This is a genomic window from Rhodoligotrophos defluvii, assembly GCF_005281615.1.
GTDB classification, from domain to species: domain Bacteria; phylum Pseudomonadota; class Alphaproteobacteria; order Rhizobiales; family Im1; genus Rhodoligotrophos; species Rhodoligotrophos defluvii.
This window is the reverse complement of sequence record NZ_SZZM01000002.1, coordinates 616,925-639,692: the sequence shown is the minus strand read 5'-3', so window position 1 is coordinate 639,692 and position 22,768 is coordinate 616,925. Positions and strand designations below refer to the sequence as shown.

Below are 22,768 nucleotides of genomic sequence, written 5' to 3'. Positions count from 1 at the left end.
GAATGCGGCGGGGCGCGGTATGGCTGTATCTTCAAGCTGCTACGGCATTGGCGCTGGGTCTGGTCCTACTGCTGGTCGCGGTCCCTCGGCTGGTGGCGCAGGTGTCGCTTGCAGCAACGCCTGCCTCACCTGACGCAGCGTTGACACCGGCCGAGCTGGACGAAGCCATCGCATCCGCGGTGCGCGCCGTGAGCTGGCAGCCGGGCGATCGCGATGCGTATCAGCGCTTGGCGATGCTCTGGCTGAGAGGGTTTGATCTCCAGGCTGCAGCCGAGGACTGGGCGGGCGCCAATCAATCGCGCGATCAGGTTCACGCGGTCATGCAAGCTGGTCTGGAGGTTGCGCCCGGCGCACCCGACCTGTGGTTCGGTCTGGCGCGTATCGAGGCCGCGCGCGGCGAGTTCTCGCCAGCTGCCGCTGCCTACCTGCGCAATTCCTATCTGACCGGGCCGCGGGAACAGTGGGTAGGCGTCCAGAGAGTGCTCTTTGCCGTCACGCACTGGGCGAAGCTCGACCCGTCGTTGAAAGGGATGGTGCAGCGCGAGCTACGCTATCAGCCGCCGCGTACGCTGGCGCGCCTGACCTATGACGCACCGCCAGATCTGCTGGCGCTCATCGAGGCCGAGGCTCAGAGCAGGCCAGAAAGTCAGAAGAAGACATACGACCGGGAGCTCAAACGCATCAGCGGGCCATCATCATAGACCAGGTACATTGAGGGGGCGTGCTGCGTTGGGGCGTGGGCACGCGAGATGAACATGACTATCGCGCATGAGAGGAGCATCGAGGGGACTGCGGCCAGCGCCAGGTCGCAGCAGGTCCTGGCGTTCTTGAAAGAGCATGGCGTCACGCGCCAGGTCCTGATGGATATCGGCGCGTTCGTCGAGATGCTCATCGTGATTGGCGCGGCAGTCGTCGCCAAACACATCTATATCGACTTCTACCTTGGCCAACGTTACACCGATGATTGGGGATATCTCGGCGTCGGCGTGCTTGGCGCGCTGGTGACCTCGATCACGCTGCGCCGCCAGCAGCTTTACGACGTCGACCGGTTTGCCTCCCAGTCCGGCCATCTCAGGCGCTTCTTCGTTGGCCTGGCGGTCGGCTTCCTCATCCTCGGTGCCGTCGGCTATGTGGTCAAGGTTTCGTCCGACTATTCTCGCGGCTGGGCTATCACCTGGTTCGTCATCGCTTTCGTGCTGCTGCTGACGGAACGCAAGCTCGCGGTTCGCGCCTTGGGCAACTTGCTCGACTCAGGACCCCTTGCGCGGCATGTGGTGGTGGTCGGCGATGAAAAGTTGATGCAGCCGCTGCTCAAGCACATGCGCGAAGAGTCGGGGATCAAGCTCAGCGGCTTCTATCCCTATGCGTGCACGGAAGCGGGGACATGGGATACAGCTGGCCTGGACGAGCTGATCAACCATTCGCGCAGCACGCGCGTGGACGACGTGATCCTGGCTCTACCTCTTGCGGCCCAGGAGGGGATCATAACGGCGCTCACGCGACTTTCGCAGCTGCCGGTCAATATTTCCGTCTTCGCCGGCGACCTGATGGGCATCGTAACCCCGCGTGGCCTCAGCCGCCTGGGGGCAACCCAGCTGATCTCGCTGCAGGCGCGGCCCATGGACGATTGGGGCCGCATTGCGAAAAGCGCATTCGACCGGTGCGCGAGTGCGGTGCTCCTGGTCTTGCTGGCGCCGCTCTTCGCTGCCATCGCGGTGGCGATCAAGCTGGACAGTCCTGGGCCTGTCTTGTTCGTGCAGCGTCGACACGGCCTCAACCACCGCGTGATCAACGTGCTCAAGTTCAGGACCATGTCGGTTGCGGAGGATGGCCCCCAGGTGAAGCAGGCAACCTCGGACGATCCGCGCGTGACGCGGGTCGGCGCGTTCCTGCGCCGGACCAGCCTCGATGAGCTGCCGCAGCTGTGGAACGTCCTCCGTGGAGAGATGTCGCTGGTCGGCCCGCGGCCGCACGCCATCGTTCACAACGAATACTATGGCGAGCTGATCGAGGCCTATGCCAACCGGCACAAGGTCAAGCCGGGAATGACCGGTTGGGCGCAGATCCATGGCTATCGCGGCAATACCGAGGATCCGGAGCTGATGCGCAAGCGTGTGGAATATGATCTGCTCTACATTGAAAAATGGTCATTGAGTCTTGACCTGGAAGTCTTGATAAAGACGGTCTTCAAGGGCTTCGTGAACGCCCGAGCCTACTGACCGCGAGAGTTGCCATTGTCGGACAAGTTCATTGCGTATGGGCTGATGGCACTGGTCGCCATCAGCCCACTGCCATTTGGCGGAAATCTGCCATGGGCGTGGGCTGCTTATGCCATCGCCACCGCATTGCTAGTCATCGCATACGCCATACTTATGCTACGGAGCCGGACCGCGTTCCCCGTGCCGTTTTCGCGCATCGCGGTGTCGGCCATATTGGTCACGGCGGTCGCGATCTGGATCGCGGTGCAGGCCTTGCCCGTGCTTTCGCCGGAATGGGCCCATCCGCTATGGACGATCGTGCCCGAGACGCTCTCGGTTCCGGGCCAGCAGGCCGTTTCAATCAATCCCGACAACACGCTCGAGGGATTGATGCGGCTGTTGACCTATGCCGGCGTGTTCTGGCTTGCCCTGCAGCTCGGGCGCGACCGCGGCACCGGCGAGGAGATCGTCAAGGTGATCGGTTGGGCCATAACGGCCTATGCTCTCTACGGGCTCATCCTCTGGGCCTGGGGGGCAGAGAAAATTCTATGGTATGACAAGCAGGCCTATCTTGGGGATCTGACCTCCACCTTCGTCAACCGCAACAGCTTCGCGACTTATGTCGGCATGGGTTGCGTCATACTGCTCGTGCTGCTGATGCGCTGGATTACGATCGAGTTCGCCGATCGCCAAACAATGCCGTGGAGCAAGCGGATGGTGCATCTCGTGGGTAATAGCCGCGAGTTCCTGCTGTATGCCCTTCCGCTGCTGGTGGTGTTCTGCGCACTTCTGCTCACGCATTCCCGCGCAGGCTTCGGTTCGACTCTGGTGGCCATGGTCCTGGCCTTCGCGTTGTGGCAAACCCGCCAGCATCGGGGCTTCGTCACGGGAATGATCGGTCTTGCCGCGCTGATCATCGTGACCGGCTACTGGATCGCCGTCGGCGGGGACGCGCTGCTTGCCCGCTTCGCCGACGTCGATGCCGCAACGGAGGCGCGGATGAACGTGTATCTGGCAACGCTGCGCGCCATCGGCGATTACCCCTGGGTCGGTTCCGGCTACGGCACTTTCCAGGACATTTTCCCGATGTATCGGGACGAGAGCATAAGCGCGATCGGCGTGTGGGATAAGACGCACAACACCTATCTCGAAGTGATCCTCGGCCTCGGCATTCCCGCGGCTATCGCGCTGTTCCTGGCGGTGCTTTGGCTGGTCGGCATGTGTGCCGTGGGCGCGTTCAATCGCCGTCGCGGCCGCCACATGCCGCTGATCGGCTTTACGGTATCGGTGCTGGTCGGGCTGCACGCAATGGTCGATTTCAGCCTGCAGATGGCCGGCGTGGCCATGACCTACGCTGCCTTGTTGGGTGTAGGCGTGGCGCAGTCATGGTCGACCCGGAACGACGCTGCATAGGAGCTACACGCGCCCCGTGGGGCTGGCAGGGCGGCCGGCGGGCCGCTCCTCTCAGACGGCTTGAACCGAGGCCTGCTGCCGTCGCGGTTCTCCCAGGCTCGGACGCCCGACGCTGATATAGAACAGGCCGGTCTCTTCGAGGTCTTCCGGACGGTAGATATTGCGCAGGTCCACCAGGGTATTGCCGCGCATCGCCTTGGCGAGGCGCTTCAGGTCGAGACCGCGGTATTCGTTCCACTCGGTGAGCACGGCCACCACGTCGGCGCCCTCGGCGGCTTCATAGGCATCCTCCGCCCAAACCACGCCTTTCAGTACCGCTTGCGCCTGTTTCCGAGCCTCCGGATCGTGCGCGACGACGGTTGCCCCCGCCTCGATCAGCCGCGGCACGATGTCGAGGCTCGGCGCCTCGCGCACATCGTCCGTGTTCGGTTTGAAAGCGATCCCGAGCACGGCCACCTTCTTGCCGCGCGCATCGGACCCAAGCTGCTCGAGGATCCGTGCTGCCATGCGGCGCTTGCGGTCCTCATTCACCGAGATCACCGCCTCGATCAGCCGCAGAGGCGCATTGTAGCGCTGTCCGGTGGCGGCGAAGGCGCGGGTATCCTTCGGAAAGCAGGAGCCACCGAAACCTGGTCCGGCATGCAGGAACTTCGCGCCAATACGTCCATCGAGGCCTATGGCCCTGGCGACCTCCTGGACGTTGCCGCCCACGGTCTCGCACAGGTCGGCAACTTCATTGATGAAGGTGACCTTCATCGCCAGGAAGGCATTGGACGCATACTTGATGAGCTCGGCATTCTCGAGGGTGGTGACGACCACGGGAGAGTCGCGCAGGTAGAGCGGCCGGTAGGCGCGGCGCAGAATGGACTCGCCGCGCTTGTCGTGCACGCCGATGACCACACGGTCGGGACGCATGAAATCCTCGATCGCGGAGCCCTCCCGCAGAAATTCCGGATTAGAGGCGACGGAGAAATCGAGATCTGGCCGCTCGGCGGCAATGATCTCCTTCACCTTGCGGCAGGTGCCAACAACCACTGTGGATTTGATGATGACGACGGTTCCGGGTTTGGCGACGCGGGCGACCTGCCGTGCCGCCTCGAACACATAGCTGAGATCGGCCTCGCCATCGCCGCGGCGCGATGGTGTGCCCACCGCGATGAATACTGCATCGGCATTGGCTGCGGCCGCGGCGAGATCGGTAGAGAAGCGGAGCCGCCCGGCTTGGACGTTTTCCGCGAGCAATTGATCAAGGCCCGGCTCATAGATCGGCAATTGGCCCGTTTCCAGCCGGGCGATTTTGCTCTCGTCCACATCGACGCAGGTTACGTCGAAGCCGAAGTCGGCGAAGCAGACGCCCGAGACCAGCCCGACATAGCCGGAACCCACCATGACCAGTTTCATATTCGATGCTCCCCGATGGGATCGTTGGCGGCCAGCCTACCCGATTTGCTGCAGCGGCGAAATAGAGGAGAACCCCTACGCCGTGCAGATGCCGGTCGGTGCAAAGGCGTCTGAAGCCGCCTGAGACAGGCACTGGGCGGTGAATATGGCGTTGGCGATCTTGCCTGGCCGCGTCCGTCGGATTATCGTAAGAGCCAAGGGGTTAATCGCGATTACCCCGTGAGGCGGCAGCCCAAAGATCGCGTTCATGCTCCCGTTTTGCGAGATGGACGCCATGCCGTCAACGATCGAAATCACTGCTGCTCAGCTTACCCGCCTGGTGGGCCTGCCGACCGCCCCGATTATCATCGATGTCCGCACCCCAGAGGACTTCAATGAAGATCCACGGCTTCTGCCCGCTGCGACCCGGCGAGACCCTCTGATGGTCAGCCATTGGGCGACGGAGTTCGCCGGCAGCGAAGTCGTGGTCGTGTGTCAGAAGGGATTGAAGCTGAGCCAAGGTGTCACGGCCTGGCTTCTGCATGAGGGGATCAAAGCCGAATCGCTCGAAGGCGGTTTCGAAGCTTGGCGCGCCACGGGCGGGCTGCTTCTCGATCCCGACAAGCTGCCGCCAAGGGACAGAATGGGGCGAACGATCTGGGTCACGCGCACCCGCCCCAAGATCGATCGCATTGCATGTCCCTGGCTCATCCGCCGGTTCATCGACCGGGCGGCGGTGTTCCTATTCGTCGCCGCGTCCGAGGTGGAAGCGGTGGCCGAGCGGTTCAGGGCGATGCCTTTCGACATCGAGAACGTGTTCTGGAGCCATCGCGGCGAGCGTTGCACATTCGACGTTATGATCGAGGAGTTCGGCCTTGCCTCAGATCCACTGAACCGCCTGGCGACCATCGTGCGCGCGGCGGATACGGCGCGGCTTGACCTCGCGCCACAAGCAGCAGGCCTGCTTGCGGCCTCACTCGGCTTGTCGCGCATGTTTCGCGACGACCTCAGGCAGCTCGAGGCCGGGATGCTGCTTTACGACGCCTTTTATCGGTGGTGCCGCGACGCAACTGCCGAGACCCACAATTGGCCGTCCGCCCTCAAGCCCCTCTAAGCGTTTCCCGCTGGTCGCTTTTTCTTCACGCGAACCGGTATCCACTTCGCTCGAAAATGCTTTGGAAGGCAACGATGTCCGACGCAATGACCCCCGACAGGACCACCGTTACGCCTGTCATGCCGAGCTTGGGCGAAGCCACCAGGATCTGGGCCAAGATCGGTTTCCTGAGCTTTGGCGGTCCTGCCGGCCAGATCGCGCTCATGCACCGGGAGCTGGTCGAAGACCGCCGCTGGATGGGCGAACAGCGCTTCCTACATGCCCTCAACTATTGCATGCTGCTGCCTGGACCGGAGGCACAGCAGCTGGCCACCTATATCGGCTGGCTGATGCACCGCACTCTGGGTGGCCTTATCGCCGGCACGCTGTTCGTGCTGCCCGGCGCGGTGGTGATGCTTGGCCTCAGCATCTTTTATGCGCTTTATCGCCACGTGCCGCTGGTGGATGCGGTGTTCTTCGGGGTCAAGGCCGCCGTTCTGGCCATCGTGGTCCAGGCCGTCCTGCGGATCGGCAAACGCGCCCTGCAGAACCGTGCCATGATCGCGATCGCAGCGGCGGCCTTCTTAGGTATCTCTATTTTTCGCATTCCATTTCCGATCATCATTCTTGCGGCGGGTTTGATTGGCTGGCTCGGCAACCGGCAGGCGCCGCAGCTTTTTGCCGCGGGTGGACATGGCGGCAAGGGTGCGACATCGGACCGCAAAGGGATAGTCGACCTCATGTTCGAGAGGGGTGCGCTAGGCCACGCCGATCCCTCATGGCGCCGCGCGTGCCGGGTGCTGGCGCTATGGGTACCGATATGGCTGGGGCCGGTCGTGCTGCTCTGGCTCGTAACCGGCACGTCCAGCGTATGGACCCAAATCGGCGCGTTCTTCAGCACGATGGCGGTGGTGACGTTCGGCGGTGCCTATGCGGTGCTCGCCTATGTGGCGCAAGCGGCCGTCAACAGCTTCGGCTGGTTGGCTCCGGGCGAAATGGTCGACGGCCTCGGCCTCGCGGAGACCACACCCGGGCCTCTGATCATGGTGCTGCAATTCGTGGGGTTCCTGGCGGCCTATCGCGCGCCGGGTGGCCTCGATCCAGTCGTGGCGGGCTGTCTTGGGGCACTGCTCACGACCTGGGTGACCTTCGCTCCCTGCTTCCTGTGGATCTTCCTCGGCGCGCCCTATGTGGAAGCCCTACGCGGCAATCGAGCGATAACGGCGGCGCTGTCGGCCATCACCGCCGCGGTGGTCGGGGTCATCCTGAACCTCGCCATGTGGTTTGCCCTGCACGTGATCTTCCGGCAGGTTCGCACGATCGAGGTTCTCGGTATCGGCCCAGACGTTCCGGTGCTCGCTTCCATCGACTGGCGGGCGGCCGTATTGGCGGTCGCTGCGCTCATCGCCACTTTGCGGTTCGGGATGGGAATGCTTCCGACGCTCGCCATGTGCGCGGCAGCCGGCGTGGCGCTCGTGCATTTGCCAACGCTGTTTTGATATCCCGCCACTGCCGGGCTATAAGCAAGCTCACCCTTGGTGTCGTCAGCGGCCTTGACCAGTTATGCGATTTCTCGTCACCGGCACGGCCGGGTTCATCGGCTTCCACCTCGCGCGGCGTCTGCTGAACGATGGGCATTTCGTCGTCGGCTTCGACGGCATGACGCCTTATTACGATATCCGCCTCAAGGAAGCGCGGCACACGATCCTGGCGCGGTCGAACGGCTTCCAGGCCCGGATCGGCATGCTCGAGGACATGAAGGCGCTCGAGCAAGCGGCGGCCGCCGCCGAGCCGGACGTGATCGTGCATCTCGCGGCCCAGGCCGGCGTGCGCTACAGCCTGGAAAACCCCCGCGCCTACGTGGACTCCAACCTGACCGGCTCGTTCAACGTGCTGGAGGTGGCGCGGCAGATCAATCCGCGGCACCTGCTGTTAGCATCCACGAGCTCCGCCTATGGGGCCAATGAGAAGATGCCCTTCGTGGAAACGGACAAGGCCGACCATCCCATCACGCTTTATGCCGCCACGAAAAAGGCGATGGAGGTCATGTCCCACTCCTACGCCCATCTCTGGAAGCTGCCGACCACCTGCTTTCGGTTCTTCACGGTCTATGGCCCATGGGGGCGGCCGGACATGGCCCTGTTCAAGTTCGTCGACGGCATTGTCAACGACCGGCCGATCGACATCTACGGCCACGGGGAAATGCGGCGTGACTTCACCTATATCGATGATCTCGTCGAGGGCATCGTGCGCTTGATCGGCTGCGTGCCGGTCGAGGGCGAGCCGATCCGGTCCGCGCACGCAACCGATACGTTGTCGCCGGTGGCGCCGTGGCGTCTTGTCAATATTGCCGGCGGACACACGGTGGATCTCTTGGATTTCGTCGAGATCATCGAACGGTGCCTCGGCAAGAAGGCGATCCGCAACATGCTGCCGATGCAGAAGGGCGATGTGCCGGCGACATATGCCGACTACCACCTGCTGGAGGCGCTGACCGGGTTCCGGCCCTCGACACCGGTGGCGCAAGGGGTCGAGGCCTTCGTTCGCTGGTATCAAACGGAGCGGCCACGTTGACATGCTGCCCGATCTCGAAACCGTCCGCATCGGGGTGATCGGCCTCGGCTATGTGGGCCTGCCGCTGGCGGCCGCGTTCGGTGCGCGCTATCCAACACTCGGCTACGATCTGAACGGAGAGCGCATCGCCGAGCTTGCCGCGGGGTATGACCGGACCCGCGAGGTGGGGCCGGAGGAGCTCGCCCACGCCGTCCATCTGCGCTTCACCGACAAGCCGGCGGATCTGGGCGAATGCCGGGTCCACATCGTCACCGTGCCTACGCCGATCGACAGGCATAAGCGCCCTGACTTGAGCCATCTGATCAGGGCGAGCGAGACGGTGGGCAGTGTGGTGAAGCCGGGCGACGTGGTGATCTACGAGTCAACAGTCTATCCCGGCGCAACCGAGGAGGACTGCATTCCCGTGGTGGAGCGGGTGTCCGGCCTCAAACTGAATGTGGATTTCTTTGCCGGCTACAGCCCGGAGCGCATCAATCCGGGGGATCGCCAGCACAGGCTGGAGGCTATCCGCAAGGTGACGTCGGGATCTACGCCTGAAGCGGCCGCCTTCGTCGACCGCCTCTATGGCTCCATCATCGCAGCGGGCACCTATCGCGCGTCCTCCATCCGGGTCGCCGAAGCGGCCAAGGTGATCGAGAATACCCAGCGCGATCTCAATATCGCGCTGGTCAATGAGCTGGCCATCATCTTCAACCGGCTGGGTCTGGATACGGCGGAGGTTCTTGCGGCCGCCGGCACGAAGTGGAACTTCCTGCCGTTCAAGCCCGGCCTTGTGGGCGGCCACTGCATCGGGGTCGACCCCTATTACCTCACGCACAAGGCGCAGAGCATCGGCTACCATCCCGAGGTCATCCTGGCCGGCCGCCGCATCAATGACGGCATGGGGCGCTATGTGGTCTCCGAGCTGATCAAGGCAATGATCCACCGCAACATCCAGGTGAATGGGGCGCGGGTGGCCGTGCTCGGCCTGGCCTTCAAGGAGAACTGTCCGGATTTCCGCAACAGCCGCGTGGTGGACATCATCCACGAACTGGCCGATTATGGCGTCGCGGTCGATGTGCACGACCCGTGGGTCGATGCCGAAGAAGCCCGGCGTGTGCTGGGGATCAGGCTCAAGGCGGACCCGTCCCCCGGCCGCTATGACGCGGTCGTGCTTGCAGTGGCTCACGATGAGTTCCGCGACGCAGGCTTCGAATGGCTGGCGAAGTTGGGTCGAGAGAACAGCGTGATTTACGACCTCAAGAGCCTGTTCCCGGGTGAGAGCCGTTCGATGAGGTTGTGAGCTCGCCAGCATCCAGGCTCATCGGAGGGCTCGTCGACCTGCCGCGCGCTGTTCGTACGGCCAAGAAGTTGCGGGAAAGACGATGCGCCCGGCCCGGAAGCCACTCGCGGGAAATCAAGTTTGCAGCACACGGCCTTAGGCCCACAGCCCTGTCAAGCAAGCCTCTCCGCCCGGAACTTCCGGTAAAGTAAACACTTTCCTTCTCAGCGTCTTGCGCTTATGCCGTGTGAAAACGAGAAGCTCAACAGGGAAGAATCATGGCTGATGAAAACGGCGCGGCTCGCCCGCAGGGTGGGGCTTCAAACGGCGGTTCGAACTTTTACCGGCAGGTGGCGATCCTGCGGCTGCCCCAACACAAGGATCTGCGCCTGACCAGACGCTTGGACTTCGGTTTTGCTGCGGGCGTCATCGCCGCACCGCTGACGGTGTCGGAGCTGGCTTTGGCCAGCCGCCACTATCCGATCGTGTTTTCCCAGGGCGAAACGCCGACGCCGATTGCCGTGCTGGGCTTGCGGCCTGGCGAAAACCTGTTCGTGGATGCGGAGGGCAAGTGGCGCGAGGGGTTCTATGTGCCGGCACATATCCGGCGCTATCCCTTCGGCCTGGTACAGACACCCGGTACCAACACATTGTCGCTCGCCATCGACGAGGCCAGCGAGCGCGTGCTGCTGGATGGAGTGGATGGCGAGGAGGACAGTGACCGTCTCTTTGACGAGACAGGCGCGCCCACCGCGCTGGCGAACGCTGCGCTGGAGCTGTGCCGCGCCATGCATCGCGACCTGCAGCCGACCGATGCCTACGGAAAGGCCATGGTCCATGCCGATCTCCTCGCGGCGAAACGCGCTGACTTCAAGCTGCCGGGCAATCGCAACCTGAAGCTCGACGGCTTCCGGGTGGTCGACGACCAGAAGTTCCGGGACTTGTCCGAGTCCATGCTGCCGGAGTGGCACCGGAAAGGCTGGCTGACCTTCACGAGCCTTCATCTCGTTTCGCGGCAGAACTGGAACATTCTGGCCGAGTTGTTCATCGCCCGGGCCAAGGCTGCCGACGAGGCGCGTGCTGCGCGCGAGGCCGAGCAACACGAGCCCGAAACCGCGGACCGTGAGGTCGAGGCAGCAAGAGCCGAAGCAGAGCCGGCACCGGTCGAGGGTTGATCAGGCGCGGGTCGCTACCCGTTGTCCTTCGGCGAGCCAAGCATCGAGCGCGGCAATCTCCGCACCGCTCATATGGTAGCCCTGCTTTGACCGTCGCCAGACCACGTCTTCGGCGGTGAGCGCCCATTCCTCGTTGGCGAGATAGCGGACCTCGCGCTCGGTAAGGTCGCCACCCAGCGGGCGGCCCCAATCCTTCTCGCTGCTCAGCCCATCGAGCAATGCGAAGGATCGCGTTCCGTAGCTGCTTGCCAAACGTTCGGCGCGGGCGGGCGGACAGGAGGGGCAGGCGGCGCGGATCCGGGCAACGAGATCCGTGTGACCGCCAACGGGGAAGTCGCCGCCCGGCAGAGATGCGCTGCGTGTCCAGGCCGGACCCATTCCCGGGAAAACATCGGCGATCTGCTCCATGGCGTGCTCGGCAAGCCGGCGGAACGTCGTAATCTTGCCGCCATAGACCGTCAGCAGGGGCGCCTGATCGGCTGGGCGATCTCTGTCGAGGACGTAATCGCGGGTCGCAGCCTGGGCGGCGCTGACGCCGTCGTCATAGAGCGGGCGAACGCCGGAATAGCTGGCCACCACATCGGCGGGATTGACCGGCCTTGTGAAATACGCGCTGGCCAGCGTGCAGAGATAGTCCGTCTCCTCGGGGCTGATGCGCGGCCTGCCGGGATCGCCGCGATAATCGACATCTGTCGTGCCGATCAGGGTGAACTCTCCCTGATAGGGAATGGCAAAGACGATCCGGCCATCGGCATTCTGGAAAATATAAGCGTGGGCCGGACTGGCGGCCGGCTGGTCGAACAGCTTCGGCACGACGATATGGCTGCCCTTGACCAGCCGGACGGGGTGATGCTGCATCCGGCCTAGTCTTTGTTCCAGCACCTCGGCCACCCACGGGCCAGCTGCATTGATGAGCATGCGCGCGGCAACCGTCTCGCGGCGGCCGTTGTTGTGGTCGAGGAGATCGAGCTGCCAGTGCTCCGATCCCCTTATGCCCGTGAGGAGCTCGGTGCGCGTCCGGATCACGGCGCCGCGCTGGGCGGCGTCGAGGGCTGTGAGGACGACCAGGCGGGAATCGTCCACCCAGCAATCGGAATATTCGAAAGCAGTGGCATAGCGGGGCTGCAGCGGTCGGCCGGCCGGGTCGTTGCGCAGATCAAGGCGGCGGGTGGGCGGCAGTAGCGTGCGGCCACCGAGATGATCATAGAGGACGAGGCCAAGCCGGATGAACCAGGCCGGGCGCAAGCCCGGGTGGTGCGGCAGCACGAAGCGCATAGGGCGGATGATGTGGGGTGCGGAACGCAGCAGGACTTCGCGCTCCAGGAGGGATTCGCGCACGAGCCGAAAGGCATAGTGCTCGAGATAACGCAGGCCGCCATGGATCAGCTTGGTGGATGCGGAGGAGGTTGCGGAGGCGAGGTCGCCTTTCTCTACTAGCAGCACCGAGAGCCCGCGGCCGGCGGCATCGCGGGCAACGCCACAGCCATTGATGCCACCGCCGATGACCGCGAGGTCGAACCGGTCCGACCCGCGGCTAGGTGCCATCATCGTGCCAGCTGCGGTGATCGCGTTCCATCAGCGCTATGGACGCGCTGGGGCCCCAAGTGCCGCCGATATAGCCGTGAAGGGGCTCGCCCAGGCGCTCCCAGGAGTCGCGGATCGGGTCGATCCAGCTCCAGGCGGCGGCCACCTCGTCGCGGCGCATGAACAGGCTCTGATTGCCGCGTACCACATCGAGCAGCAGCCGCTCGTAGGCATCGGGCTGCCGCACTCCGAAGGTCTCGGCGAAGGACAGGTTGAGGGGAACCTGGCGGAGCCGCATGCCACCCGGTCCAGGGTCCTTGATCATGAGGAACAGCTGCACGGCCTCGTCGGGCTGCAGGCGCAGCACCAGCCGGTTGGCAACGATGCGGCCGGCGCTAAGCTCGAACATGGAATGGGGAATATCGCGGAATTGGATGACGATTTCCGACACGCGCCTGGCCATGCGCTTGCCGGTGCGCAGGTAGAACGGCGTGCCTGCCCAGCGCCAATTGGCGACCTCGGCCTTGATGGCGACGAAAGTCTCGGTGTTGCTCGGGCGGCCCAGCTCGTCCACATAGCCGGGCACGCTGACCTTGTCTGCTTCCACTGCCCGGTATTGGCCGCGAACGGTCAGGCGGTTGGCCGCGTCGTCCTCGATGGGCTTGAGGGCGTGCAGCACCTTCAGCTTCTCGTCACGCAGGGCGTCCGCGGCCGAGGAGGCAGGCGGCTCGATCGCCACCAGGCAGAGCAGCTGGAGCAGGTGGTTCTGAACCATGTCGCGCAGGGCGCCGGCCCTGTCGTAGTAATTGGCGCGGCCCGCCATGCCGATCGATTCCGCCACCGTGATCTGCACGTGGTCGATATGGGCGGAGTTCCACACCGGCTCGAACAGGGCATTGGCGAAGCGCAGCGCCATCAGGTTCTGCACCGTCTCTTTGCCGAGATAGTGGTCTATTCGATAGATCTGGCCCTCATCGAACACGCCGGCAACGACGCCGTTTATCGCCTCCGCGGAGGCGAGGTCATAGCCGAGTGGCTTCTCCAGCACGACCCGGGAGCGCGGCGTCGCGAGCCCGGCGCAACCCAGCCCCACGCAGATCTGGCCGTAGAGATCGGGGGCAACGGCCAAATAGAAGACCCTGGTGCGATCCGTGTCGTCGCGCAGCGCAGCGGCAAGGCGCGGCCAGCCTTCATCGGAGGATACGTCCAGGGCCACATGGTCGACACAGCGGAGGAAGCTATCGACGAGGTCGGCCGGGCGTTCGGCTTCGGGAATGTGGTCGGAAAGCGCCTTGGCCGCCGTAGCACGATATTCCTCCTGCGATACCTCGCCCCGGGACACGCCAATCACACGGGAATTCGCGTCGAACTGGCCATCGGCGAAACGGCGGAACAGGGCCGGCAACAGCTTGCGGCGGGCGAGGTCGCCACTGCCGCCGAAAACGACATAGTCAAATGGTGAAACCGGGATGATGCGTGTCATTGATCTCGATCAGGCCGGGGGCTCGGGAATCCCGCCCCGCCCCAGCTGTCCTCAATTAGCTTGCCAATCCGTAAAACGCTCAAGTCAGCGAAGCGCCGCCCCACGATCTGCAAGCCCGATGGAAGGCCATCGGCGGTGAAGCCACTGGGCACCGAAAGCACCGGGCACTGGCTGACCAGGTTGAACGGGCAGGTCATGGTGTTGCCGATATAGCGCCCGTCGGCATCAAATCCACCGGCTGCGCTCCTCTCGTTCTGATCGGCCCTGGCCACGGGCCGCGCCAGGGTCGGGCAGATCATGGCGTCATAACGAGCGAGGACGGCGGCGAGTTTCTCCCACATATCGGTGGCCACGAATTCCGTCCGCTTGAGGTCGATCGCAGTGGTGCGGTTGCCCTTCTCGATCAGGCGCACCACTTCCGGGTCGAGGTCGTCGCGATGTTCCTCAAGCAAGTGGCCATAATGGGTGGCGAGATAGACGTTCCAGCGGCGGTCCCAAGCCAATACGCTGTCGAAGGTCCAGCCGAGGGAGATCTCCTCGACCTCGGCACCCAAGGCGCGCAGACGGTCGGCCATATCGCGCGTGTTCCGCTCTACGTCGGGGTCGACCGCGTAGAAGCCGAGATCCACGGACAAGGCGATCTTCAGGTGGCGCGGATCGCAGGCGAGGGTTTCCGGCCAGGCGATGGCCTGAGGATTGGAGAGGATGTCGGCCTCATCGGGGCCCTGAGTGACCGCCAGGAACAGGGCGACATCGTCGCACGTGCGCGCTAGCGGGCCGAAGTGCGCCATAGTTTCGAAGGTGCTGCGCAGGATGGTGAAGGGTATGCGCCCCAGGCTCGGCTTCAGCCCGGCGACGCCGCAGCAGGCGGCCGGTATGCGCACCGAGCCGCCCATGTCCGAGCCTTCCGCCAGCGGCACGCAGGCGGTGGCCACCGCCACGCCGGAGCCGCCCGAGCTGCCGCCGGACGTGCGGCTCGTGTCCCACGGGTTGCGCGTGATGCCCCAGAGCGGACTATAGGTGAAGCCGGAATAGGCGAATTCCGGGGTCGTGGTCTTGCCCACCAGAATGGCGCCAGCATCGAGCAGGGATCGGGCAATGGACGCGTGATCCGGCGCGATAAAGTCGCGATAGGCCCTCGACCCCGATGTGGTGCGATGGTTGCGGGTGGGGGTCAAGTCCTTCATGGCGATGGGCACCCCGTGGAGTGGCCCGAGCCTCTCGCCTGCCATGATCGCTCTTTCGGCTGCCTTGGCCGCCTCGCGCGCTTCATCGCCGAGCACCAGGCAAAAGGCATTCAGCTGCTCGTTCACCTCGGCAATGCGCGCGAGGGAGGCATCCACCAGTTCAACCGGCGAAAGCTCCCGGCGGGCGACCTTGGTCGCCATGGCAGCGGCGGACTGCTGCAGGATCTCGTCCGACGTATCAATGATGGTCATGCTGCTATCTCTCGAAGGTGATGCGGCCGTCACAGATGGTGGTCGCCACGGCCAAGCCGTCGATCTCGTCCGCAGGCGTTGTCTCGATGTCACCGGTGAGCACGATCACGTCGGCCAGCATGCCGGGCTCAAGCCTGCCCTTGCGATCTTCCATGAATTCCGCATAGGCGCCCTCGCTCGTATAGGAGGCAAGACTGTCCATCAGGCTCTGGCGCTGGTCGGGCAGGTCGGGGCGGAGGCGCTCACGCGTCATGGCTGCCTTGACCGATTTCAACGGGTCCAGGGGCGAGACAGGCCAATCGCTCGAGAAGATGAGCCGTGCGCCGGCGTCCCGTAGGGTCTGCCAGGGATAGGCGAAGGGCAGCTTGTCGCCCACCCGGGTGAGCGTCGGCTCGAGCGGAAAATAGTGGGAGCCCGCAGCGTGCAGCGGCTGCATGGACGCGATCACTCCCAGTTCCCGGAACCGGGGAATATCGGCTGGGTCGATGATCTCGATATGCTCGATACGGTGGCGGCTGTCGCGCGGGCCCACGGTGCGGCGGCCAGCCTCGTAGCCATCGAGCGTGCGCCGGACGGCAGCATCGCCGATCGCATGGACGGCGATCTGCAGCCCGCGCCGGTCGCATTCGGCAACGACCGCGTTGAACTGCTCGGCAGAGAACAGCGGCGCCCCGGTGGTGTCCGGCCGGTCGGGGTAGCCGTCGAGCACGAACGCAGTCCAGCTGTCCAGGACGCCATCCATGAAGATCTTCACCCGGCCGGAATGGAGCCTGTCGGTGTTGAAGCGACGCTGCATTTCGGATGCCTCCTCCAGCGCGTCAAGCGACCGCTCGGGGCGGAGGTGGAAGGGGATCTCCACCCGGCAGCGGAGGCCGCCGGCTTGATGGATCTCGTTCAGCAGCTCGAGCTGATAGAGATTGCCATCCATGTTGTGGATGCTGGTGATGCCGAGGCTCGCGCAGTAGTCGAGCCCTTTCTGAAGCACGGCGATGTCCTGGGCGCGTTCGGCAGAGGACGGCAGCGGCGCCGGGTCGCGGCCCGTGGTGAGGCCGAGATTGTCGCGGCCGGCGGTGGGGCTGAGCGCGAAGACCGGCTCGATGGCACCCCATTCCCTGAGCTCGCCGGTGGCCAAGCCGTCGCTGCCCATGACCACCTCGCTGCCGATGCCGACATCGCGGCCATGGAGAAGGCCGGCCTGTTCCAAGGCCATGGTATTCGCCCACATGGTGTGGGCATCCGGCGCGACGATGGCGAAGGGCCTGTGGCTGATGGCCTTGTCCAGGTGATGGCGGGTGATCGGCTCATGCTCGCCGATCATGGTGTAATTGGCCTGCCGTGCGATCAGCATGAACTCGCCGGGGCGGGTGGCCTCGTAGGCGCGCGCGGTCCTGACGAACGCGTCCAGTCCCGAGACGTGCTCGAGCGACAGCTGGCCCAGCGTCGCGGCGCCGGGAAACAGGTGCATATGGCTCTCGACGAAGCCGGGCATGACGGTTGAGCCCCTGGCATCGATCACCCGCGTTTCATTGCCGCGCAGCGCAGTCACCTGGTCGTGGGTTCCCACGGCGGTGATGCGGCTGCCGGAGATGGCAATTGCTTCCGCGCGCGGGGCGGAGGCTGCCATGGTGAGCACCTTGCCGTTGGTCAAGATGATGTCTGCGTATGAGGTCATGCTGATCTCGTGCCCGTTGCTCCCGCTTGAGCCAAGCCCATTCCGGAGATTTTGTCGAGGATGCACGCGAAAATCCGGATCAGCTTCAACCATCTGCAAAGTATTGCTATTCTATTATTGGTTCAGCGTAACATGGTTGGATGATGCGGCCTGCGGCTCACATCACGATGGTTCTTGCGGTCGGGGGGCTGCTGAGCACCGCGGTTGCGCGTCTTGATGGGCAGGCCTTCGCGCAGCAGCAGGCTGCCCCGGGTGCGGCCATGCAAGCTGCCGTGCAGCCGGAGGACGGGCTTGCGCCCAAGGCGGGGCAAGCGGTGATCGCACCGGATGCAGATCTGTCTCCCGTCGAGCCTCCGATTCCAGCAGGCAAACCGGCGCCTGCGAAGGCTAAACCGCCCGCGAGCCATGACACCATCTGCGGCCTAATTGAAAAGGCCGCGGTCGAGCACAGGCTGCCGATCGAATTCTTCACCAGGCTGATCTGGAAAGAGAGCGCGTTTCGCCCGAATGCGACCAGCCATGTGGGGGCGCAAGGCATCGCCCAGTTCATGCCGGGCACCGCGGCGGAGCGTGGCTTGCAGGACCCCTATGACGTGCATCAGGCGATCCTGGCTTCGGCCCATCTGCTGCGGGATTTGCGGGCGCGATTCGGCAATCTTGGTCTCGCGGCGGCAGCCTATAACGCCGGCCCACGGCGGGTCGACGACTGGCTGGCCGGAGCAGGCGGGCTTCCCTACGAGACCCGCGATTACGTTGCTGCCATTACGGGGCGCGCGGCGGAGGACTGGGCCGACGCCGACCGCAGCGACCGCGCCCTACCGGACCGCTACGGATCGCTGGATGTGAAGGCCATGGCCATGGAAAGGCCGGCGGCCAAGCCACAGGCTTCTTGCCTCGCCATTGCCAAGAACCTGGGCCGGGCCAAGCCCGCGCCCACGACCCTGGTGGGTGTGACCCAGCGGCGGGCGCCCTGGGGTGTGCAGGTGGCCGCGCATTTCTCGCAGGCGCGCGCGCTGGCGAAGTATGGTCAGCTTCAGCGCCGCTATTCCAAGGTGCTTGGCGGCATCCAGCCTATGGTGGTGCGCGAACTCAACCGCAGCCGCGGACGCCGTGCCATGTTCCACGTGCGGCTGCCGGCGGATAGCCGCGCCCAGGCAGACCAGCTGTGCGCAACCTTCCGCACCGCCGGCGGTGCCTGTGTGGTCATGCGAAACTAGTGGTGGTGCTTGCCGCGGAAGCCCATGACAGTGGGGATGCCCAGCACCAGGGCTATGCCGCATACCACGAAGACAAGGGGCGAGAGGTGGTGGTCAAGCAGGCTGCCGAACACGACCGGCGCCACCAGGGAGCCGATGTCAAAGCCTGAATAGACAATGCCGAACACTTTGCCGAACCCGCCGGCCGGCGCTGCCCGCCGCACCAGCACGTCGCGCGAGGGCATGGTCACGCCCGAGGCGAACCCGGACGCCGCGATCAGGGCAATGATGGCAACCGGATGCAGGCCCTGGTGCGCCACGAGAAAAATCAACGCCGCTGATACGGCTAGGCCGGCCATGGCGATGACGTGGTGGCGGTTGCTGCGGTCGGCGAGCACGCCGCCGAGCATCACGCCGCCGGCTGTGCCGGCCTGGTACCCCGCCACGGTGACGGTCGCCAGGGCAAGGGCCATCCCGTAGCCTTCGGTCAAGGCGCTGATGGCAAAGTTCTGAATGCCCGCGCCGGCGAAAGCACTGAGCACGAAAAACAAAAAGGCGAGCAACACCACCGGCATCAGAATGATGTGCCAGAAGTGGGCGGGGGCGGGTTCCGGCTTTCCGGTCGCGCTGACCTTATCGGACGCGGCGGGCTTCCGCCGGGCCGATCCCTCGGTGGTGATGGCTGCCCTGTTGAGAATGACCCAGGCGCTGATCACCAGCCCTAGCAAACCCACCGCGATCAGGCCGGCGCGCCAGCCCCACATCACCCCGATGGCGCCCACGAAGATCGGCGAGGCGCCGAAGCCGATGTTGCCGGCGATCACATGGGCAGCAAAGGCGCGGCCGAGGCGCTCGGGCCGGACCCGATGACTGAGAATTGAAAGATCGGCCGGATGGTAGACGCTGTTGCCGATACCGGCGAGGAGGGCGAGCGGCAAGAGCATGTAGTAGTTCGGCATCAGCCCCATGAGCGCCACGCTGGCAGAATGGAGGGTGATGCCGGCAATGAGCAGACGATGGGCACCGAAGCGGTCGACGAGGACACCTGCCGCGACCTGGCCGAGACCGGAGGTCAGATAGAAGCAGGTGAGAATAAGCCCGAGATCGACGAAGCTGACGTTGAACGCGTCGCGCATCATCGGAAACAGCGGCGCGAGTGCGAGCTGCAGTATATGGCTGGTGAAATGGGCGGAGGCCACGGTACCGATGATGCGGATATCGCGGCGCGATCCCGCCGCCTTGCCGGCTGAACTTGCAATGCTCACGCTAAGGTCGCCTTTTCGCCAGACTTGGCGTAGAGAAAAAAGCCATAGCTTACCTGGGGCTCCGCTCAGCGGAGACCGTCGTCGACGGCTGCATCAAAACGCCTATTGTTTAAGCAGGTCAACGCTGTGGGTCTGCGTCTGGTTCAGACCTGCTATGCGCATGCGCGCGAGGCGTTACATTCCCGACTTCAGATATTCCCGTACCAGACGTGCCCAGAAGGATGCGCCGATCGCCAGCGCCTCATCGTTAAAATCGTAAGTCGAGGTGTGCAAGCGCGGGCCATTGCCGATCCCGAGCATGAAATAGCTGCCCGGCCGCACCTCGAGCATATAGGCAAAATCTTCGCTATAAGGAAACGGCTGGGTCAGGTCGATCACCCTGTCCGGGCCGGCATGGCGGAGCGCAACATCGCGGACGAATTCGGTCTCGGCCGCCGCGTTCGATGTGACGGGATAGAACTTCTCGTACTGGATGTCGGCCACCACGCCGAAGCTCTCCGCCTGTGCCCTGCTGAGCGCAACCAGCCGCTGCTCAATGAAGGCGCGCATCTGCGGACTGAAGGTGCGGATGTCGACGGTCAGGGTCGCATCGTCCGGAATGACATTGCTGACCGTGCCGGCGTGAAAAGTGCCCACGGTCAGCACGGCGGGCTCCTGAGGGTCGCGGTTGCGGGACACGATGCTCTGCAGCGCCACGACCAGGGTTGCTGCCGCGACGATGGGATCGGCGGCCAGGTGCGGCATGGCGGAATGCCCACCGGCACCGCGCATGGTGATGGTGGCAAGGTCGGATGCGGCCATGATCGGCCCCGGCTTGAACATGAAATGGCCGAGCGGGACGTTCGGCATGTTGTGGAGGGCGAAGACCGCGTCACAGGGGAAGCGCTCGAACAGACCTTCCTCCACCATGCGCTTGGCCCCGGATATATGCTCTTCCGCCGGCTGGAAGATGAGATGGAGCGTGCCGGTGAAAGGGCGAGCTTGGGCGAGGTAGCGGGCTGCGCCAAGCAGCATGGCCGTGTGCCCGTCATGGCCGCACGCATGCATCTTGCCCGGTACTCGGCTGGCGTAGTCAATGCCGGTTTCCTCCTGGATGGGCAAGGCATCCATGTCGGCACGCAAGCCCAAGCTGCGCGGACTATTGCCGTTGCGCAGCGTGCCGATCACGCCGGTGCCGCCTATGCCGCGGGTCACTTCGTAGCCCCACTCCTCCAAGCGGGCCGCAACGAAGGCGGATGTCTCATATTCCTCGAAGGCCAGCTCGGGTTGCTGGTGCAGGTGGCGCCGCATAGCCACCAGGTCGCGCTCAAAGCCTTGGATCTCGGCCAGAATCATCGGGAAATGCCTGTCGAAACGTAGGACGGGCGCGGATGGCACTCCGGCCGGCCCGACGCTGCTCGTCTCAGCAGCCTCGAATGGCCGGCCAGTATAGTGCAATGCGGCCGCAGCGCCAGTGTTCGACAAGGCGAGCAGGAGGTCTTTGGAGAGACCCCCTGTGCATCCAGTCTAGTTGCTGATCGGCAGGTTAGCCATCTGGTCCTTGGGCACGCTGACGGATTTCTTGTCCTCGGAGAGTTTCAGCACTTCCACGGGGATGACCACCTCCTTGGCGCCTATGCCGAGGAACCCGCCGATGTCGAGGGCAATCGCCACCGGCTTGCCGTCGGGCGTGCCCAGCACGTCCTTGACCGTGGAGATCGTCTTGCCATCCGGGTCATGCACCTCCATGCCCTTGAGCTTGCCGATCGGCAGGTCCAGCGAGCTCACCACCACATTGGCGTCGTCGAGCTGCACCAGCGGCGTCGGTGCCGGCGCGCTTGCCGGCTGCTGCGAGGCGGCATCCTGGTTTCCGGCTGCGGCGTCCTCCGAATCGGGCAGACCATCGCCGTCACTATCAATGATGATGACCGGGTCCACCGCGTCTGCGGCGTCGTCGGTCAGCTCCACGGGCTCGCTGGCATCCGCCGCGCCATCGCCGGTCTGCTGCGCTGCGCTTTGCCCGGTGGATCCTTCCGATGCATCTGGCTGCGTAGCCGGGGTGGCCGCGGGCTGCGCGGGCGCCGGAGCTGCCGGGCTTGCTGCATCGCTGCCGGCAGGCTGATTCGTGGTGGTGCTCGACTCAGCGGCATCCTCCAGCTTCTTGATGGCGTCCTCCAGCATCTGGATGGTGCTTTCGGTGTTGCCAGCGGATTCGCCCGAAGTTGCCGCGGGCGGCGCCGCGCTGGTCTGGGCTGCGGCCGTTTGCGTGTAGGCGAGGGACGTCGAGGTGATCAGCGCTGCAAGGGCTGCCAATGGCAATCGAGAGGTCTTCATAAGCCATGCTCCTGGGTTCGCGACGAGAAGAGTATTGCCGCAAACCGTTCAAAATTTCTATCATAGATTGTGTTTAATCACTTTACATCTTCAATAAATTGAATCGGCCCAGGCGTGGCAGAGTTGAAGGGCCTCCTCGATGCTGAAGGTGGCGGGGTTGAGGCAGCGTTCGAGCCAGAGGCCGTCCATGAGCGCGGAAAGGCCGATGGCGGCGAGGCGGATATCGGCAATCGGTCGCTTGCAATGGCTGGCATTTTCAAGCAGCAGGCTTTCGAGAAAGGCGCGGAACTCCCCGTACGTCCGATCGTGGGTCTCGGCCAGGATCTTGGAATCGCCGATCATGCCCCAGAACACCACCCACGCGCGAAAGGTGCCCTGATCGAAACTGGGGGCGGCAAGCGTGGCGGTGAAGAAGGCATTCAGCCGGTCGCGCGGCGCGGGTGCCGCCTGGGCGACTGCATCCTTGGCGGCATCCAGCAAGGCCATGGCAAGCGTCTCATAGGCCTGGGCCACCAAGGCATCCTTGCTCGGATAGTGATGGTTGATCAGACCGATGGAAATGCCTGCCTCGGCGCTGATCTTGCGCACCGACAGCCCGGCATGGCCCTGCTCGCCGAGGCATTTGAGGGTGGCGGCGATGAGGGTCTTGCGACGTTCTTCCGGGAGCTTGCGTTGGAACTTGCTGCGGCGGGCCATGTGCGCGTGAAACCTGTGCGTTTTGGGACTAAAATATTGAACGATCGTTCAGGAGTGGACTATATGGTAGATACGGTTTGAACCAC

The 22,768-nt window shown here is 64.2% G+C and carries 18 protein-coding genes; 9 read left to right on the top strand and 9 right to left on the bottom strand.

Annotated elements, in window-relative coordinates:
- Nucleotides 1-2: 2 nt before the first annotated feature.
- From E4P09_RS12100 to E4P09_RS12090, 3 genes are all read left to right on the top strand, one after another.
- On the top strand, nt 3-701 hold the full coding sequence (locus E4P09_RS12100; RefSeq protein WP_137389846.1) for a hypothetical protein: 699 nt from the start codon (nt 3-5) through the stop codon (nt 699-701).
- A gap of 54 nt (nt 702-755) precedes the next feature.
- Entirely contained in the window at nt 756-2,219 is a 1,464-nt protein-coding gene (locus E4P09_RS12095) for an undecaprenyl-phosphate glucose phosphotransferase (protein WP_170984390.1), read from the top strand.
- Nucleotides 2,220-2,399: 180 nt separating this feature from the next.
- Nucleotides 2,400-3,611 (top strand): O-antigen ligase family protein, encoded by a 1,212-nt coding sequence (locus E4P09_RS12090; RefSeq protein WP_170984389.1) that lies wholly within the window; start codon nt 2,400-2,402, stop codon nt 3,609-3,611.
- A gap of 51 nt (nt 3,612-3,662) precedes the next feature.
- On the opposite strand, the gene E4P09_RS12085 is transcribed toward E4P09_RS12090, so the two are convergent.
- A complete protein-coding gene (locus tag E4P09_RS12085; RefSeq protein WP_137389843.1) occupies nt 3,663-5,012 on the bottom strand; it encodes a UDP-glucose dehydrogenase family protein in 1,350 nt (449 codons plus the stop codon).
- A gap of 274 nt (nt 5,013-5,286) precedes the next feature.
- Here E4P09_RS12085 and E4P09_RS12080 point away from each other — a divergent pair, with 274 nt between their 5' ends.
- The 5 genes from E4P09_RS12080 (at nt 5,287) to E4P09_RS12060 (ending at nt 11,094) form a co-directional block, all read left to right on the top strand.
- Nucleotides 5,287-6,105, top strand: a complete 819-nt coding sequence (locus E4P09_RS12080) for a chromate resistance protein ChrB domain-containing protein (RefSeq protein ID WP_137389842.1) — start codon at nt 5,287-5,289, stop codon at nt 6,103-6,105.
- Nucleotides 6,106-6,179: 74 nt separating this feature from the next.
- Complete coding sequence (gene chrA, locus E4P09_RS12075) at nt 6,180-7,583, top strand: chromate efflux transporter (protein WP_137389841.1); 1,404 nt, start codon at nt 6,180-6,182, stop codon at nt 7,581-7,583.
- Between the two features lie 64 nt (nt 7,584-7,647).
- Nucleotides 7,648-8,658 carry an NAD-dependent epimerase/dehydratase family protein gene (locus tag E4P09_RS12070; RefSeq protein ID WP_137389840.1) on the top strand — a complete coding sequence of 337 codons (1,011 nt, stop codon included), beginning with the start codon at nt 7,648-7,650 and terminating at the stop codon, nt 8,656-8,658.
- A gap of 1 nt (nt 8,659) precedes the next feature.
- Complete coding sequence (locus tag E4P09_RS12065) at nt 8,660-9,940, top strand: nucleotide sugar dehydrogenase (protein ID WP_275406463.1); 1,281 nt, start codon at nt 8,660-8,662, stop codon at nt 9,938-9,940.
- A gap of 257 nt (nt 9,941-10,197) precedes the next feature.
- Nucleotides 10,198-11,094, top strand: a complete 897-nt coding sequence (locus E4P09_RS12060; RefSeq protein WP_137389839.1) for a SapC family protein — start codon at nt 10,198-10,200, stop codon at nt 11,092-11,094.
- On the opposite strand, the gene glpD is transcribed toward E4P09_RS12060, so the two are convergent.
- From glpD to E4P09_RS12040, 4 genes are read right to left on the bottom strand one after another with little or no spacing between them, the layout of a single operon-like run.
- Nucleotides 11,095-12,642 carry a glycerol-3-phosphate dehydrogenase gene (gene glpD, locus E4P09_RS12055; RefSeq protein ID WP_239025148.1) on the bottom strand — a complete coding sequence of 516 codons (1,548 nt, stop codon included), beginning with the start codon at nt 12,640-12,642 and terminating at the stop codon, nt 11,095-11,097.
- Entirely contained in the window at nt 12,629-14,101 is a 1,473-nt protein-coding gene (gene zwf / locus E4P09_RS12050) for a glucose-6-phosphate dehydrogenase (protein WP_137389838.1), read from the bottom strand. The genes glpD and zwf overlap by 14 nt, the downstream gene beginning before the upstream one ends.
- Nucleotides 14,098-15,540, bottom strand: a complete 1,443-nt coding sequence (locus E4P09_RS12045) for an amidase (RefSeq protein WP_137389837.1) — start codon at nt 15,538-15,540, stop codon at nt 14,098-14,100. The genes zwf and E4P09_RS12045 overlap by 4 nt, the downstream gene beginning before the upstream one ends.
- 4 nt (nt 15,541-15,544) lie before the next feature.
- Nucleotides 15,545-17,212, bottom strand: coding sequence for an amidohydrolase (locus E4P09_RS12040; RefSeq protein ID WP_137389836.1), 1,668 nt, complete (start codon nt 17,210-17,212; stop codon nt 15,545-15,547).
- Nucleotides 17,213-17,379: 167 nt separating this feature from the next.
- On the opposite strand from E4P09_RS12040, the gene E4P09_RS12035 reads away from it, so the two are divergent.
- Nucleotides 17,380-18,429 carry a lytic transglycosylase domain-containing protein gene (locus tag E4P09_RS12035; protein ID WP_170984433.1) on the top strand — a complete coding sequence of 350 codons (1,050 nt, stop codon included), beginning with the start codon at nt 17,380-17,382 and terminating at the stop codon, nt 18,427-18,429.
- Here the strand turns inward: E4P09_RS12035 and E4P09_RS12030 are convergent.
- The 4 genes from E4P09_RS12030 to E4P09_RS12015 form a co-directional block, all read right to left on the bottom strand.
- Nucleotides 18,426-19,673 carry an MFS transporter gene (locus E4P09_RS12030; protein ID WP_170984388.1) on the bottom strand — a complete coding sequence of 416 codons (1,248 nt, stop codon included), beginning with the start codon at nt 19,671-19,673 and terminating at the stop codon, nt 18,426-18,428. The genes E4P09_RS12035 and E4P09_RS12030 overlap by 4 nt on opposite strands.
- A 174-nt stretch (nt 19,674-19,847) precedes the next feature.
- Nucleotides 19,848-21,008 carry a M20 aminoacylase family protein gene (locus tag E4P09_RS12025; RefSeq protein ID WP_137389834.1) on the bottom strand — a complete coding sequence of 387 codons (1,161 nt, stop codon included), beginning with the start codon at nt 21,006-21,008 and terminating at the stop codon, nt 19,848-19,850.
- A 171-nt stretch (nt 21,009-21,179) separates the two neighbouring features.
- Nucleotides 21,180-21,986 (bottom strand): PRC-barrel domain-containing protein, encoded by an 807-nt coding sequence (locus tag E4P09_RS12020; RefSeq protein WP_137389833.1) that lies wholly within the window; start codon nt 21,984-21,986, stop codon nt 21,180-21,182.
- Between the two features lie 90 nt (nt 21,987-22,076).
- A complete protein-coding gene (locus E4P09_RS12015; protein WP_137389832.1) occupies nt 22,077-22,682 on the bottom strand; it encodes a TetR family transcriptional regulator C-terminal domain-containing protein in 606 nt (201 codons plus the stop codon).
- Nucleotides 22,683-22,768 lie beyond the last annotated feature (86 nt).

Excerpts from the sequence above, each read along its gene's own strand:
- E4P09_RS12015 (WP_137389832.1), bottom strand. The coding sequence starts at position 22,682 with ATGGCCCGCCGCAGCAAGTTCCAACGCAAGCTCCCGGAAGAACGTCGC.
- E4P09_RS12045 (WP_137389837.1), bottom strand. The coding sequence starts at position 15,540 with ATGACCATCATTGATACGTCGGACGAGATCCTGCAGCAGTCCGCCGCT.
- E4P09_RS12095 (WP_170984390.1), top strand. The coding sequence starts at position 756 with ATGACTATCGCGCATGAGAGGAGCATCGAGGGGACTGCGGCCAGCGCC.
- E4P09_RS12100 (WP_137389846.1), top strand. The coding sequence starts at position 3 with ATGCGGCGGGGCGCGGTATGGCTGTATCTTCAAGCTGCTACGGCATTG.
- E4P09_RS12025 (WP_137389834.1), bottom strand. The coding sequence starts at position 21,008 with ATGATTCTGGCCGAGATCCAAGGCTTTGAGCGCGACCTGGTGGCTATG.
- E4P09_RS12035 (WP_170984433.1), top strand. The coding sequence starts at position 17,380 with ATGGTTCTTGCGGTCGGGGGGCTGCTGAGCACCGCGGTTGCGCGTCTT.
- E4P09_RS12080 (WP_137389842.1), top strand. The coding sequence starts at position 5,287 with ATGCCGTCAACGATCGAAATCACTGCTGCTCAGCTTACCCGCCTGGTG.
- E4P09_RS12065 (WP_275406463.1), top strand. The coding sequence starts at position 8,660 with ATGCTGCCCGATCTCGAAACCGTCCGCATCGGGGTGATCGGCCTCGGC.
- E4P09_RS12020 (WP_137389833.1), bottom strand. The coding sequence starts at position 21,986 with ATGAAGACCTCTCGATTGCCATTGGCAGCCCTTGCAGCGCTGATCACC.
- chrA (WP_137389841.1), top strand. The coding sequence starts at position 6,180 with ATGTCCGACGCAATGACCCCCGACAGGACCACCGTTACGCCTGTCATG.
- zwf (WP_137389838.1), bottom strand. The coding sequence starts at position 14,101 with ATGACACGCATCATCCCGGTTTCACCATTTGACTATGTCGTTTTCGGC.
- E4P09_RS12040 (WP_137389836.1), bottom strand. The coding sequence starts at position 17,212 with ATGACCTCATACGCAGACATCATCTTGACCAACGGCAAGGTGCTCACC.
- E4P09_RS12070 (WP_137389840.1), top strand. The coding sequence starts at position 7,648 with ATGCGATTTCTCGTCACCGGCACGGCCGGGTTCATCGGCTTCCACCTC.
- E4P09_RS12060 (WP_137389839.1), top strand. The coding sequence starts at position 10,198 with ATGGCTGATGAAAACGGCGCGGCTCGCCCGCAGGGTGGGGCTTCAAAC.
- E4P09_RS12085 (WP_137389843.1), bottom strand. The coding sequence starts at position 5,012 with ATGAAACTGGTCATGGTGGGTTCCGGCTATGTCGGGCTGGTCTCGGGC.
- glpD (WP_239025148.1), bottom strand. The coding sequence starts at position 12,642 with ATGATGGCACCTAGCCGCGGGTCGGACCGGTTCGACCTCGCGGTCATC.